Source organism: Streptomyces hyderabadensis, from assembly GCF_020404845.1.
Taxonomy (GTDB): domain Bacteria; phylum Actinomycetota; class Actinomycetes; order Streptomycetales; family Streptomycetaceae; genus Streptomyces; species Streptomyces hyderabadensis.
In genome coordinates this window covers 43301-57124 of record NZ_JAIOJZ010000007.1, presented here as the reverse complement: position 1 = coordinate 57124, position 13824 = coordinate 43301, and the positions used below count along the sequence as shown (strand labels likewise).

16 protein-coding genes are annotated in these 13824 nt (G+C 72.7%); 6 read left to right on the top strand and 10 right to left on the bottom strand.

All coding sequences use genetic code 11. The features are described from left to right. Positions 1-9 precede the first annotated feature (9 nt). Complete coding sequence (locus K7854_RS08005; RefSeq protein WP_226025674.1) at positions 10-594, top strand: Uma2 family endonuclease; 585 nt, start codon at positions 10-12, stop codon at positions 592-594. 1 nt (position 595) lies between these two features. Here the strand turns inward: K7854_RS08005 and K7854_RS08000 are convergent, their stop codons facing one another. Continuing rightward, the gene (locus tag K7854_RS08000; protein WP_226025673.1) at positions 596-1516 is read right to left on the bottom strand and encodes an AEC family transporter; all 921 of its coding nucleotides are present in this window, start codon (positions 1514-1516) and stop codon (positions 596-598) included. A 134-nt stretch (positions 1517-1650) separates the two neighbouring features. Between K7854_RS08000 and K7854_RS07995 the strand changes: the two genes are divergently transcribed. Further along, on the top strand, positions 1651-2037 hold the full coding sequence (locus tag K7854_RS07995; RefSeq protein WP_226025672.1) for an STAS domain-containing protein: 387 nt from the start codon (positions 1651-1653) through the stop codon (positions 2035-2037). Here the strand turns inward: K7854_RS07995 and K7854_RS07990 are convergent. Together K7854_RS07990 and K7854_RS07985 are read right to left on the bottom strand one after the other, a co-directional pair. Next, complete coding sequence (locus tag K7854_RS07990; RefSeq protein ID WP_159324016.1) at positions 1930-2934, bottom strand: sigma-70 family RNA polymerase sigma factor; 1005 nt, start codon at positions 2932-2934, stop codon at positions 1930-1932. The two genes, K7854_RS07995 and K7854_RS07990, sit on opposite strands and share 108 nt — an antisense overlap. A gap of 127 nt (positions 2935-3061) precedes the next feature. Next, entirely contained in the window at positions 3062-4363 is a 1302-nt protein-coding gene (locus K7854_RS07985; RefSeq protein ID WP_226025671.1) for an MFS transporter, read from the bottom strand. A gap of 63 nt (positions 4364-4426) precedes the next feature. On the opposite strand from K7854_RS07985, the gene K7854_RS07980 reads away from it, so the two are divergent. Next, positions 4427-5380, top strand: a complete 954-nt coding sequence (locus tag K7854_RS07980) for a LysR family transcriptional regulator (RefSeq protein WP_226025670.1) — start codon at positions 4427-4429, stop codon at positions 5378-5380. A gap of 43 nt (positions 5381-5423) precedes the next feature. On the opposite strand, the gene K7854_RS07975 is transcribed toward K7854_RS07980, so the two are convergent. Continuing rightward, complete coding sequence (locus K7854_RS07975; protein ID WP_226025669.1) at positions 5424-6185, bottom strand: alpha/beta hydrolase family protein; 762 nt, start codon at positions 6183-6185, stop codon at positions 5424-5426. Between the two features lie 135 nt (positions 6186-6320). Between K7854_RS07975 and K7854_RS07970 the strand changes: the two genes are divergently transcribed. Then, a complete protein-coding gene (locus tag K7854_RS07970) occupies positions 6321-7511 on the top strand; it encodes an adenosine deaminase (RefSeq protein WP_226025668.1) in 1191 nt (396 codons plus the stop codon). Between the two features lie 140 nt (positions 7512-7651). Next, on the top strand, positions 7652-8020 hold the full coding sequence (locus K7854_RS07965) for an ATP-binding protein (RefSeq protein ID WP_226025667.1): 369 nt from the start codon (positions 7652-7654) through the stop codon (positions 8018-8020). 91 nt (positions 8021-8111) lie between these two features. On the opposite strand, the gene K7854_RS07960 is transcribed toward K7854_RS07965, so the two are convergent. The 5 genes from K7854_RS07960 to afsQ1 form a co-directional block, all read right to left on the bottom strand. Further along, positions 8112-8315 carry a PspC domain-containing protein gene (locus K7854_RS07960; RefSeq protein ID WP_226025666.1) on the bottom strand — a complete coding sequence of 68 codons (204 nt, stop codon included), beginning with the start codon at positions 8313-8315 and terminating at the stop codon, positions 8112-8114. Between the two features lie 95 nt (positions 8316-8410). Then, positions 8411-8962 carry a VanZ family protein gene (locus K7854_RS07955; protein WP_226025665.1) on the bottom strand — a complete coding sequence of 184 codons (552 nt, stop codon included), beginning with the start codon at positions 8960-8962 and terminating at the stop codon, positions 8411-8413. Positions 8963-9050: 88 nt separating this feature from the next. Next, positions 9051-9662: a hypothetical protein gene (locus K7854_RS07950; RefSeq protein ID WP_226025664.1), complete on the bottom strand. Its 612-nt coding sequence runs from the start codon at positions 9660-9662 to the stop codon at positions 9051-9053. Beyond that, positions 9662-11278, bottom strand: a complete 1617-nt coding sequence (locus tag K7854_RS07945; protein ID WP_226025663.1) for an ATP-binding protein — start codon at positions 11276-11278, stop codon at positions 9662-9664. Before K7854_RS07945 ends, K7854_RS07950 begins: the two co-directional genes overlap by 1 nt. After that, entirely contained in the window at positions 11275-11952 is a 678-nt protein-coding gene (gene afsQ1, locus K7854_RS07940; RefSeq protein WP_003974066.1) for a two-component system response regulator AfsQ1, read from the bottom strand. The genes K7854_RS07945 and afsQ1 overlap by 4 nt, the downstream gene beginning before the upstream one ends. Positions 11953-12162: 210 nt before the next feature. Here afsQ1 and K7854_RS07935 point away from each other — a divergent pair, with 210 nt between their 5' ends. Next, on the top strand, positions 12163-12894 hold the full coding sequence (locus K7854_RS07935) for a SigE family RNA polymerase sigma factor (protein ID WP_226025662.1): 732 nt from the start codon (positions 12163-12165) through the stop codon (positions 12892-12894). Positions 12895-13138: 244 nt separating this feature from the next. Here K7854_RS07935 and K7854_RS07930 read toward each other — a convergent pair whose 3' ends face one another. Next, positions 13139-13774: a uridine kinase family protein gene (locus K7854_RS07930; protein WP_372481010.1), complete on the bottom strand. Its 636-nt coding sequence runs from the start codon at positions 13772-13774 to the stop codon at positions 13139-13141. Positions 13775-13824 lie beyond the last annotated feature (50 nt).

Genomic DNA, 13824 nt, shown 5'->3' with positions numbered 1-13824 from the left:
AGAACCGCCATGAGGGCACTCACCGTGAGCCAGGAGCCCGAACAGAACTGGGACGACCTCGTCCGGTTCTGGGAGGAGATGGATTGGCCCGAGGGCAGCAAGGTGGAGATCATCGAGGGGATCATCACCGTGTCACCAGCTCCGGGACTGCCTCACAATGACATCACCGACCGCATTCAGCGCCGTCTGTACGCGGTGATCCCTGACCGGTGGGGGATCTATCAGACCCTCGCGCTCTCGGTGCCGTCTCGCCTCGGGATGCTCATCCCGGATCTCGTGGTGACGCAGTTGCCGGACCACACGGAGTCCGACACCCACATCCCCGCCGCCCTCGCGGAACTCGTCGTCGAGGTCACCTCCAAGTCCAACGCCCGGCACGACCGCATCAGCAAGCCCGCCGCCTACGCCACCGCGGGGATCCCCCTCTACCTCCTCGTCGACCGCTGGGCACCCGGCGGCCCCACCGCGACGCTGTACGGCGAACCGAAGGGTGATGTCTACCGGGTGCTGAGCGCCGCGAAGTTCGGCGACCCCCTCAAGCTCCCCGCACCCTTCGACCTGACCATCGACACCGGCGAGTTTCCCGAGGCCTGACTCACCCGAGAACCGCTGCCACCCCCACCAGCACCGGCACCGACACCACCGTCGAGACCAGGATCGCGTCGCGGGCCAGGCGCTCGCCCACCCCGTAGGTCGACGCGTACGTGTACAGGTTCTGCGCGGCCGGGAGGGCCGACGTCACCACCACGTCGAGGAGTTGGGGGCCCCGCAGGCCGAAGACTCCCGACGCCAGCGCCCAGGCCACCGCGGGCTGGCCCACCGCCTTCAGCGCGACCGCGAGCAGCACCGGCCGCCGCTCCGCGCCCCGCAGCGGCATCGTGGAGCCGCACAGGCCGATGCCGAAGGCCAGCAGCACCGCCGGGACCGACATGTTGCCGATCAACGTCACCGGGTCCATGACCGCGTCCGGCACCTCGAAGCCGCTCGCGGCCACCGCGACCCCGGCGAGCGAACCCAGCGCGATCGGATTGCGCAGCGGCGTCAGCAGCCGCCGCCACAGGGAGCCCTGCGCGCCCCCGCGCGACAGGTCCAGGATCGTCACCGCCACCGGCGTCACCAGCACCAGCTGGAACAGCAGCACCGGCGCCACCAGCGAGGCGTCGCCCAGGACGTACACGGCGATCGGGATGCCGAGGTTGCCGGAGTTGACGTAGCCGGAGCAGAGCGCGCCGATCGTCGTACGGCCCACGCCCCAGCCCCGTGCGACGCCCACCGCGACGAACGCGCCGGCCACCGCCACCGTGGACAGCGCCGTCACCAGCAGCCGGGCGGAGAAGACCACCGACAGATCGGCCGTCGCGAGGGTGGTGAACAGCAGGGCCGGGGAGGCCACGTGGAAGGCCAGCTTGGTCAGCACCTCGCGGCCCTGGGGACCGAGGTGGCCACGCAGGCCGAGCAGATAGCCGACCCCGATCACCACCGCGATGACCGCGAACCCGGTCAGCACCCCCTGCACGGCGCCCCCTCACGCACGGAGCGGCGGGTGCCGGGCGGCGCGGCGGATACGGGACCGGGTATGTGGGGCATACAGCGAACCCTCTGCTGGAGGGCACGCGCAGGTCAATGTGATCCCCGACGGCCCCGGCACCGATGAGTTCCGCCGGCCCGCCGGGTCTACCGCACGTGGACGCCGTGACACCCGCCGTACTCGTGCTGCCGGGGCCCGTCTCCCGAGGGGAGACGCCCCGGTTCTGCGACGAGGTGCGCGCGCTGCTGGAAACCACCCGGGCCGGGGTGGTCGTCTGCGACGTCGGCGGTCTCGGACCGCCCGGGCTCGGCGTCGTCGACCTGCTGGCCCGGCTGGAACTCACCGCCCGGCGGGCCGGGGGCCGGATCAGACTGCGCGACCCCGATCCGGCCCTGCACGCCCTACTGGACCTCGTCGGCCTCCGCTTCGAGACGGAGCGGCAGGTCGAACAGCGGGAACCACCGCTTGGTGTCGAGGAAGCAGTGGAACCCGGTGATGCGGCCGTCTGAGATCTCCAGCACCTGGACCGCCCACGGCGCGAAGCCGCCCGCCTCCGGGTCCGGCTTGTAGTGCGCGAAGGCCGGCAGCCCGTTGGCCTGGACCGGCAGCAGCCGGGAACCGGCGCACGCGGCGCCGAGCGTGGTCATGAAACCCGTGATGTCCGCCGGACCGGCCAGCCACAGGTCGAACGGCGGCATCGTCATCACCGCGTCCTCGTGCAACAGCGCGGTCAGCGCCGTCATGTCGTACCCCTCGAAGGCGGCGACATAGCGCTCCAGGAGCTTCTGCTGCTCCTCGTCCAGCGGGTCGGAGACCGCCGCGTCGGCCCCCCGGTCCGCCCGCTCGGCGAGCGTCGCGCGGGCGCGCTGCAGCGCGCTGTTGACCGAGGCGACCGAGGTGCCCAGCAGCTCGGCGACCTCGCTCGCCTTCCACGCCAGCACCTCGCGCAGGATCAGCACCGCACGCTGCTTGGGCGGCAGCTGCTGCAGGGCGGCCATGAAGGCGAGCCGCACGGACTCCTTGGCGACCGCCGCCTCGGCCGGGTCGGCGGTCTGCGGCAGCACCCGGGCGTCGGGCATCGGCTCCAGCCAGGTGTGGTCCGGGCGGGGGGACAGGGCGGCCTGGGCGAGCGGGGTCGCCTCCGTCAGGTCCATCGGACGCGCCCGCTTGTTGCCCGCGGTCAGCATGTCCAGGCAGACGTTGGTCGCGATCCGGTACAGCCACGAGCGCAGGCTGGAGCGGCCCTCGAACTTGTCGTAGCTCCGCCAGGCGCGGACCAGTGTGTCCTGCACCGCGTCCTCGGCCTCGAAGGAGGAACCGAGCATCCGGTAGCAGTACCCCGTCAGCTCGGGCCGGTGCTTCTCCAGCGCGGAGTCCAGCTCCGTCGTCACGGTGCCGTTGGTCATCGTCCACCCACCCCTGTGGCGTCCCGTCGTGCGCGTCTTCGCGCCTCGCACTTCGGAAGCTACCGCAGGGGACTGACAATGGCCTGTGCAGTCAATGAACGCGCAGGTCAACGAGGGCTGGGAAACCTCAGCGGGACACACTCAGCGCCTTGACCGGCGCGTCGCCGACCTGCCGACGGGCCGCCAGTGATCCGGAGACCGTGATCACCACGACGCCCAGCACCGCCAGCACCCCCACCCCGACCGTCCCGGCCCAGCCGCCGGAGTGGAAGGCCACCGCGCCGACCGTGCTGCCCGCGCTGGAGCCCACGTAGTAGGCGGACTGGTAGAGCGCCGAGGCCTGGGCGCGGCCGTGCTGGGCGGTCTTGCCGACCGCCGAGGAGGCCACCGCGTGCCCGGCGAAGAAGCCCGCCGTGATCAGCACCAGGCCGAGCAGGACCAGCGGCAGCGACGGCGCCAGGGACAGCAGCAGGCCCGCCGCCGTCGTCCCCGCGCCCAGGTAGAGCGCCCCGCGGCGGCCCAGGCGGCCCACCAGACGGCCCGCCGTCGAGGCCGAGACCGTGCCCACCAGGTAGACCAGGAAGATCGAGCCGATCAGACCCTGCGGCAGCGAGAACGGCGCCTCGGTCAGCCGGTAGCCGATCACCGTGTAGACGCCGCCGAACACCGTCATGAACAGCGCGCCGATCGCGTACAGGCGGCGCAGCAGCGGATTGGCCAGGTGGTCGCGGACCGTGCGGACCAGGACCCGGGGGCGCAGCGAGCCCGGCGTGAAGTGCCTCGGCGCCGGCAGCAGCAGCCGGAAGGCCACCGCGCAGGCCACCGCGACCAGGCCGATGGCCCCGACCGCGACCCGCCAGCCCCACTCCTGGGCGACCCAGCCGGTGATGACCCGGCCGCTCATCCCGCCGACGCTGTTGCCCGCGACGAACAGGCCGATCGCGGTGACCAGCGCCCGCGGCCGGACCTCCTCCGCGAGGTACGCCGTCGCCGAGGCCGGCAGCCCGGCCAGCGCCGCGCCCTGCACCGCCCGCAGCGCCACCAGCGCGGGCAGCGAGGGCGCGAAGGGCACCAGGAGCCCGACGGTCACCGCGACCGCCAGCGAGGCCGTCATGACCGTGCGCCGTCCGAACCGCTCCGACAGCGCGCTCATCGGCAGTACGAACACCGCGAGGCCACCGGTGGCGGCGGCCACCGTCCAGCTGGCGTCGCTCGCCGTGACGCCCAGGTCGCCGGAGATCAGCGGCAGCAGGGCCTGGGTGGAGTAGAGGAGTGCGAAGGTGGCGACGCCCGCCAGGAACAGCGCGAAGCTCATCCGGCGGTAGCCGGGACCGCCCGGGGTCATGCGCGAGTCGGGGGTGTCGGACACGGCGGAGGCGGCGGAAGCGGCGTCCACGACGGTGGACGCCCCGGTATCGGCGGGAGTCATGCCACGACGGTACGAAGCCCCTTACTCATCCGTCCAATGCATGGAATGGCCATAATCGTTCCCATGGTGCATCAGTCAAGCTCACGGCCCCGCCTGTCACCGTCCGGTGACACGGAAGACATCGTCGCGCTGCTCGCGCCGCGCCTCGCACACTTCGCCGGTGTGGCCCGCACCGAGCACGTCACCCGGGCCGCCCAGGAGATGAACGTCCCCCAGTCGACCCTCTCGCGCGCCCTCGTCCGGCTGGAGGAGGACCTCGGCGTCGACCTGTTCGTGCGCCGCGGCCGCACCCTGGCGCTGACCGTCGCCGGGCGCACCTTCCTCGGCTCCGTGGAACGCGCCCTGGCCGAGGTCGAGCGCGCCGCCGACGAGGTCCGCGCGGACGCCGACCCGGCCACCGGCAAGGTCGCCTTCGGCTTCCTGCACACCATGGGCGCCGAGACCGTCCCCGGCCTGCTGCACGCCTTCCGCGCCGACCACCCCCGGGTCCGCTTCAGCCTCGTGCAGAACTACGGCGAGGCCATGCTGGAGCGGCTGCGCGCGGGAGAGCTGGACCTGTGCCTGACCTCCCCGGTGCCCGACGCGCCCGACCTGGTCGCCCGCCGCCTCGACGAGCAGAAGCTGCGCCTGGTCGTCCCGGCCGACCACGCCCTGGCCGGCCGCAGGCGGATCCGCCTCGCCGAGGCCGCCGACGAGAACTTCGTGACCCTGGAGCCCGGCTACGGACTGCGCCGCATCACCGACACCCTGTGCCGGGAGGCCGGTTTCCGGCCCAAGGTGGCCTTCGAGGGGGAGGAGGCGGAGACGCTGCGCGGCCTGGTCGCCGCCGGGCTCGGCGTCGCCCTGCTGCCGCCGCCCGCCGTGCCCCGGCCCGGCGTGGCGGAACTGACGGTCACGGCCCCGCGCGCCGCCCGCGAGATCGGCGTGGCCTGGCTGGCGGGCCGCACGGACACCCCGCCGGTGGCGGCGTTCAAGAGGTTCCTGCTGTCGCGGCGGGGCAGCCTGCTGCCGTCCTGAACCACACGGTGAAGGGCGTGCGGGCCTCGCGGCCGAGGGCGCGCTACCGCCGCAACGACTTCCCGAACCCCGCCGCCAGCGGCATCCGCAGCCCCAGCGGCGGGGGAGCGGCCAGGGCGTCCTCCACCGGGCGCGAGAAGGACTGCCCGAACAGCACGCCCAGCACGAAGTCCTCGGCCAGCGCGGCGACCTCGTCCCGGTACTGCCGCAGCCCGTGGCCGTCGGAGTGCACCTCGAACCGGCACACGCCGCGGTTCGCCTTCTTCGCCCGGGAGGCGAGCCGGAAGGACAACTCCGGGTCGCTGCGCCCGTCGTTGGTGCCGTGCACGATCAGCACCTGGCGCCCGGCGAGCTGCTTCACCGGTTCGGGTGGCGCGGCCACGTCGTCCTCCGGCAGCCAAGGGGCGATCGCCAGCGCCGAGTTGACGGCCTCGTGCCCGGCCGCCCGCAACGCCGCCCGGCCGCCCATGCCGACGCCGGCCAGGCAGACCGGTACGTCGCCGTAGCGCCGTACCGCCTCGTCGGCGGCCCACTCGGCGTCCCGGGCCAGGTGCGCCTCGGCGCCGTTCCAGCCGCGGTAGCGGTAGTGCACGACGTGCGTGGCCAGCCCCTCCTCCCGGCCCGCGCGTGCCAGCCTGCGCCCCAACGCGCGCACGGACGCGGCCGCGAGCAGCGCGGAGGGCCTGCGGTCGGACACCTCGTCGCCCTCGGGAAGCAGCAGCACCACACCGCTCACCGCCGTCCCCTCCGGACCGAGCGTCCGCCCCAGCCGGGCCCGACGGACCGGCGTCGCTTGCTGTGCCATGGCAGAAGATTCTCAGAAGTCCGGGTGTACGGAACCCGTCCGCGCAGTCACCGTTACATTTCGGGGAGTCCGTACACCGCACCGGGTCCCGGCATTCACCCGGCGTTCTACGCGCGTAGGAGTTAGAGTGCGGAAATGACGAGCCGAAGCACCGAGAAGAGCGCCGCGGCGAACACCGCCACGGTCTCGAAGACACCGTCGCCGGACCGGATCCGCCGGGCGCCCAAGGTCCTGCTGCACGACCACCTCGACGGCGGGCTGCGCCCCGGCACGGTCGTCGAACTCGCCCGCGAGACCGGCTACCCGGACCTCCCCGAGACCGACGCCGACCGGCTCGGCAGCTGGTTCCGGCAGGCCGCCGACTCCGGGTCCCTGGAGCGGTACCTGGAGACCTTCTCGCACACCGTCGGCGTCATGCAGACCCGCGACGCCCTGGTCCGGGTCGCCGCCGAGTGCGCGGAGGACCTCGCCGAGGACGGCGTCGTCTACGCCGAGGTGCGGTACGCGCCCGAGCAGCACCTGGAGAAGGGGCTGACCCTCGAAGAGGTCGTCGAGGCCGTCAACGAGGGCTTCCGGCAGGGCGAGCGGCGCGCCCGGGACAACGGCCACCGCATCCGGGTCGGCGCCCTGCTCACCGCCATGCGGCACGCGGCCCGCTCCCTGGAGATCGCCGAACTCGCCAACCGGTACCGCGATCTCGGCGTCGTCGGCTTCGACATCGCGGGCGCCGAGGCCGGTTACCCGCCCACCCGGCACCTGGACGCCTTCGAGTACCTGAAGCGGGAGAACAACCACTTCACCATCCACGCCGGTGAGGCGTTCGGGCTGCCGTCCATCTGGCAGGCCCTGCAGTGGTGCGGCGCCGACCGGCTCGGGCACGGGGTGCGCATCATCGACGACATCCAGGTCCACGAGGACGGCTCGGTCAAGCTCGGCCGGCTCGCCTCCTACGTCCGGGACAAGCGGATCCCGCTGGAGCTGTGCCCCAGCTCCAACCTCCAGACCGGCGCCGCCGACTCCTACGCCGAGCACCCCATCGGGCTGCTGCGCCGACTGCACTTCCGGGCCACCGTCAACACCGACAACCGGCTGATGTCCCACACCAGCATGAGCCGGGAATTCGAGCACCTTGTCGAGGCGTTCGGCTACACGCTCGACGACATGCAGTGGTTCTCCGTCAATGCGATGAAATCAGCGTTCATTCCTTTCGATGAACGACTGGCCATGATCAATGACGTCATCAAGCCCGGATATGCGGAGCTGAAGTCCGAATGGCTGTTCCAGCAGACGGCTTCGACCAGCGGTTCTTCGGAGTCCGAGGGGTGAGTGCGGGCGGACGGTAATACGGAAACGCGGCCGGGCTTTCACAATCCGTCCGCATTTCGATGTTTGCCGCCGGGGGGCGGACGTGTTTACGGTCAAGGACCGCTCACATCCCCGTCACCCCATTACGAGGACGCATTTCCATGAAGCAGTCTGCTGCCAAGACCCTCGGTGTCGCCGCCCTCGGTGCCGCCTTCGCCGCCGCCGGCGCGGGCGCGGCCACCGCGGCCCCCGAGCTCCCCGACACCGCGCAGACGGTGGACTCCGTCGCCCGCACCCTCCCCGCGGAAACGGTCTCCCAGGTGGCGCCCGGCGCGGGCAACGCGCTGGAGCAGGGCCGCAGGATCTCCCACACCGGTCTGACCGTCGCGCAGCCGGTCGTCGAGCAGGTGGTCGCCGAGCAGCTCGCCGAGGGGCCGACCGAGCCGGTCGCCAAGCTGCTCGGCGGGGTGCCGCTGAAGGGGCTGCCCACCCAGGGCCTGCCGGTCAACGGCCTCCCGCTGGGCGGCTGAGCGCCACCGCCTCCCCCCCCGTACGCGCCGATGGGGCGCACCCGGCGACACCGGGTGCGCCCCATCGGCGTACCAGAGGGAGGTACGTGACTCACCAGGCCGTGCGGGCGGCCTTCGCCTCGGACGGGAGCAGGATCCACAGGGCCAGGTAGAGCAGGAACTGCGGGCCGGGCAGCAGGCAGGAGACCAGGAAGATCACCCGCATCGTGCCGTTCGAGGTGCCGAAGCGCCGGGCCAGCGCGGCGCACACTCCGCCGATCATGCGGCCGTGGGTGGGGCGGGCGAGGCTGGACATCGCGGCTCCTTCGTGAGCGTGTGGGTGGGGCCGCCCTTCGGCTTCCCCGTCATCTGCCCTCCACGCTACGGAGACGAACGGCACAAAGCGTCGCTCTACGGGGCGATACCGACCCTGGGAATCGTCGGGGTCCGACCCTGAGCGGGCTCCTCCTGGGGGATGCCCTCCCGCCCGGCCTGCCGGTACCAGCGACGGAGCCGGGCCCGGCCCGCCGGGACCACGGCGAGGTGCGCCAGGGCCACGCCCACCGTGTTCAGCAGCACCGAGTCGATGTCGACGACCTGGCCGGGCACCCCGGTCTGCAGCAGCTCGATGCCCACCGACAGCAGCGCGGCGGCGGCCGTGGTGCGCAGCAGGGACGCCAGCGGCGAGACGTGCAGCCGCCCGCCGGCCATCGGCAGCAGCACCCCGAGCGGTGCCAGCAGGACCAGCGCCCCGCCCAGCGAACGGGCCGCCGCGCCCCCGCCCAGCGCCAGGTCGGCGCGGATCCCGGCGAGGGGCTCCAGGTTCGGCGGCAGCACCCAGGGGACGTCCAGCGGACGCAGCGCGTACCAGGCGACGAACGCGAGATGTGCGACCAGGAGGACACTCCCGGTCACACGGATGCGGAGCGCGGCGCTGCCGCCGAGGAACCCATGACGCTGCACGTCCCCCTAGACGCACCCCCCGCCGTGCGCGGTTCCGGGCACCTACACGCAAGGGTGAGGCTTGCGCCACATGGCCCCGCGGCGCCCCTCAGGCGTCCGTGACCTCGTCGGCCGGCGGTTCGTTGCTGCCGGGCCGGGCCCGGACCTCGTCCGTGCAGGTGTAGCGCCGGGCGGAGCGGTCGGCGGGTCCGGCCAGGATCACGGAGCCGTCGCCCTCGGCCGCCGCGGAGTCGGAGAAGGTGCACACGACCTGCGCGAGGGCGTACGAGGTGAGGTCGTCGGGGTCGGCGCTCAGCCGCAGCGTGTCCTCGGGGTCGCCGGCCCGCGGTCCCGTCACCGTGATGCCGCGGCGCACGTCCGAGGTGTACCCGGCCTCCTTCTCCGCGGCCGACGGCTGGGCCGCCAGCTCGTCCAGCAGCCCCTGGGCCACCAGCACGCGCCGCCCCGAGTCCGAGGCGCCGTCCGGCACCCGCACCGTGCGGTCCACGGCCACCAGCGAGGAACCGCACAGCAGGAACACCCGCACGGGCAGACCGGGCGCGGCCTGCGTCGACACGTCCGGCTCGGCGAGCGAGCAGCGCACCCGCGAGGGCGCCGGACCGTAGTCCGTGGGCACCTCGGTGGCGCGGATGCCGCACCCGGTCAGCAGCACGGCCAGTACCAGGAGCCCGGTCAGGGCCGGCAGCCGGCGTACGGTCATCAGACCTGTCCCTTCGCGTCCTTGCCCTTGCTCCCGTCGCCCGCGGCTGTCGCCGTGTCCTCGGCGTCCTCGTCGGCGGGCGGGGACGGGTCCTGCGGCAGCCGCAGCGTGAACACCGCACCGCCCTGGGGGGCGTTCTCGGCGGTGATCCCGCCGCCGTGGATGTGCGCGTTCTCCATGGCGATGGAGAGGCCGAGCCCGCTGCCCTCGGAGCGCGGCCGGGAGGCGCTCGCCTTGTAGAAGCGGTCGAAGACGTGCGGCAGCACGTCCTCGGGGATGCCGGGGCCGTTGTCCCGCACCCGGATGACGATCTCGTCGTCCGCCCGCGCCACGGACACCCTGACCGGCGACCCGCCGTGCTTGAGCGCGTTGCCGATCAGGTTGGCCAGGATGACGTCCAGGCGGCGCGGGTCGAGCCGGGCGTGGATGCCGCGCTCGGCGTCCAGCTCGACGGCGTCCAGCCAGGCGCGGGCGTCGATGCAGGCGGTGATCTGGTCGGCGACGTCCACGTCGTCCAGGACCAGGCGGGCGGTGCCCGCGTCGAAGCGGGTGACCTCCATCAGGTTCTCCACCAGGTCGTTCAGCCGCCGGGTCTCGCTCACCACCAGCCGCACGGCCGGCTCGACCATCGGGTCGAAGCTCCCGCCCTCGCCGTCGCCCTCGCCCGCGTACTCCAGCTCCTCCTCCAGCACCTCCGTCACCGCGGTGAGCGCCGTCAGCGGGGTACGCAGCTCATGGCTCATGTCGGCGACGAAGCGCCGGGAGGCCTGCTCCCGGCCGGCCATGTCCGCGACCCGCTTCTCCAGGTTCTCGGCGGCGCTGTTGAACGTCCGGGACAGGTCGGCCAGTTCGTCGGTGCCGGAGACACGCAGCCGGGTGTCCAGCTTGCCCTCGCCCAGGCGCCGCGCCGCGACCCCGAGCCGGTGCACGGGCTTGAGCACCGTCGTCGCCAGGGCCTGCGCGAGCAGGGCGGAGCCGAGCAGCGCGAGCCCGGTGGCGATCCCCAGCGACCAGGCGAGCGAGTTCAGGTCCTTGGCCTCCGGCTCCAGCGACTTGAGCATGTAGCCGGTCGGCCCGCCGCCGATCACCCGGGTGCCGGCCACCAGGTACGGGGTGTCGCCGTCGGTGATCCGCTGCCAGTACAGGTGGTACGGGTGCTTGTTGGCCGAGGTGACCTTCTGCTCCTTGTTCACCGCCGTGCGCAGCGACTCGGGCACGTCGGACAGCGCGAAGCCGCCCAGGCCGCCCGAACTGCCGTACACGGCACCGCCGTCGGCGTCCTCGGCGACCAGCAGCACGCCGAACCGCTGGCTGCTGTTGGCCATCTGCCCCGCGGTGTGCTGCAACTCGTCCTGCGTGGGGTGCTCGGGCAGCGCGCCCGCCCGGTTCTGCATCTCCTGCTCGAAGTCGCGCAGCACGGCGTCCTGGGTGCGGGTCAGCACCGCCTCCCGGTTCAGCCAGTACGCGATGCCGGACGCGGACACGGCGGCGGTGAGCGCGACCAGGCCGAAGACGAGGACCAGCCTCAGGCGCAGGCTGGTGAAGCGCAGCCCGGACCAGAATCCCTTGCGAGCCGCGGCCAGGCTGCGGGTACCCCCCTGGTGTTCCTGGGTCACTGAGGCGGATCCAGCCGGTAGCCGACACCGCGCACGGTACGGATCAGGGTCGGCGACGACGGCACGTCCTCGACCTTGGCGCGCAGCCGCTGCACGCACGCGTCCACCAGCCGGGAGTCACCGAGGTAGTCGTGCTCCCACACCAGCCGCAGCAACTGCTGCCGGGACAGCGCCTGTCCCGGCCGCCGGCTCAGTTCGAGCAGCAGCCGCAGCTCGGTCGGCGTCAGCTGGAGGTCCTCGCCGTTCTTCGTCACGGTCATCGCGGAACGGTCGATGACCAGGCTGCCGAAGCTCGCCGAGTCGGTGGACTCCCGCTCCCCGCGCCGCAGCACGGCCCGGATGCGGGCGTCGAGGACCCGGCCCTGGACGGGTTTGACGACGTAGTCGTCGGCGCCCGACTCGAGACCGACGACCACGTCGATGTCGTCGTTGCGCGCGGTCAGCAGGATGATCGGCAGCTGGTCGGTGCGCCGGATGCGGCGGCACACCTCGAAACCGTCGATGCCGGGCAGCATCACGTCCAGCACGATCAGGTCGGGCCGCTGCTCGCGCAGCAGCTTCAGACCGTCCTCACCACTGGCAGCGGTGGCCACCCGGTGGCCCTGGCGGGTCAGGGAGAGCTCCAGGGCCGTGCGGATGGCGTCGTCGTCCTCGATCAGCAACAGGGAAGGCACGCGCTCATTCTGGCCCATGAGGGGGCCGGTGTTCGACCTGCGGGTGCGGATGCGGCCCGCGGACACCGCCGGACCCTGTGAAGGAACGGTGGTGCGGGCGTGACGGACCCCTGTGACAGCTCTGTGACAGTCGGCGGACACGGCCATGAAGTCACCCGGGCAAGCTTTTCGGCACAGGCAACACCGGCAGTCCACGACGGGGGGCGCGAGATGAACACGCTGAAGGGCACCAACACCAGCGCAGTGGTCACGCGTCTGCACGACGTGCACGCACACCGGGGTTCCGAGAAGTCCGGTGCCGTGAGCGGGCGGGGGTGCGCTCGCGGCACCGGGCGTCAGCACACCGCGTACATGACGGTGGTTGACGCGAACAAGGGGGAAACGGGGGCCACGGGGGACCGGGGGGAGCGCCGCTCCCTGTCGGAGGCGGAGTTCACCGCCTACGTCCAGGAGCGCCGCTCCTCCCTGTACGCCACCGCCTACCACCTCACCGGCGACCGCTTCGAGGCCGAGGACCTGCTGCAGAGCGCGCTGTTCTCGACCTACCGGGCGTGGGACCGGATCAGTGACAAGGCGGCGGTCGGCGGATACCTCCGCCGCACCATGACCAACCTGCACATCAGCGCGTGGCGGCGCCGCAAGCTCAACGAGTACCCGACCGAGGAACTGCCGGAGACGCCCGGCGACATGGACGCGATGCGCGGCACCGAGCTGCGTACGGTCCTGTGGCAGGCGCTGGCCCGGCTGCCCGAACTCCAGCGCACCATGCTGGTCCTGCGCTACTACGAGGGCCGCACGGACCCGGAGATCGCGGACATCCTCGACATCAGTGTGGGCACGGTGAAGTCCAGCATCTGGCGGTCGCTCCGCCGGCTGCGCGAGGACGAGGTCCTCAGCTTCGGCCGTGACCAGGAGGACGCCTTCGGCGAACTGGTCGCCTGAAGGTACGGGCCGGGAGCACCGGCCCGAGGGGCGGGGCCCCGTGAAAAAAGTTCCGAGCCGGGGTGTATCAGGGGGAGGGACCCGGGCTCTTACTCACGGGGAAGCACCACGGGGGAACAACGGGGGACACGGGGGAACACGGGGGACGGGGATCACGGGGGATCCACGGGGGAGTGGAAAGGGAGCGGGACTGGAGGGCCGGGGGGTCCGTCCAGTCCCGCTTCCGCGTGCGGGGGCGCGGGCGTCACACCGCCGTACGGCTGGTGGCGCACCGGCCCGCCGCCGCGGCCGCCAGCCGGCCCATCGCCTCGTCCCGGTCGCAGGCGTGGGCGCCCAGGGCCGTCTGCCGGGCGATGAGGGACCGTTCGAGACGCATCAGCCGCCAGCCCCTGCGCAGCAGGAACGGCACGGACTTGCGGCCCTCGCGCAGGTCCCGCAGGAAGCGGCGGCGGAAGGTCGTCAGCGGGCCCCGGCTCAGGCACAGCGCGTCGGCCAGCACGCCCAGCTGACGGCAGCGCTCCACCAGCTCCGCGGCGAAGATGCCCTCCGCGAGGAACAGCGGCGTCCGCCCGATGTCGACCGTCTCCTCGCCGGTGCGGGCACTCAGCGAGATGTCGTAGACGGGCACGTCGGTACGTCCCGTGCGGCACAGCTCCCCGATGGCGGCGACGGCCGCGTCCGCGTCCCAGGACGCCGGGTGGTCCCAGTCGATGTCGGAACTGAGGGGCACCGTCGGCAGCGTCGGGTCGGTGCCCTCCTTGTAGAAGTCGTCGAGGCGCAGCACCGGGAGGCCGGAGCGCGCGGCGAGGAGGGACTTGCCGGAGCCGGAGGGGCCGCAGAGCAGCACGACTCGCGTCGGTATGGGCGGATGGGAGCTCACGGGACACCAGTCTGAGGCATCGGACGGCCGCCGTACGACCCCGCGGGTGG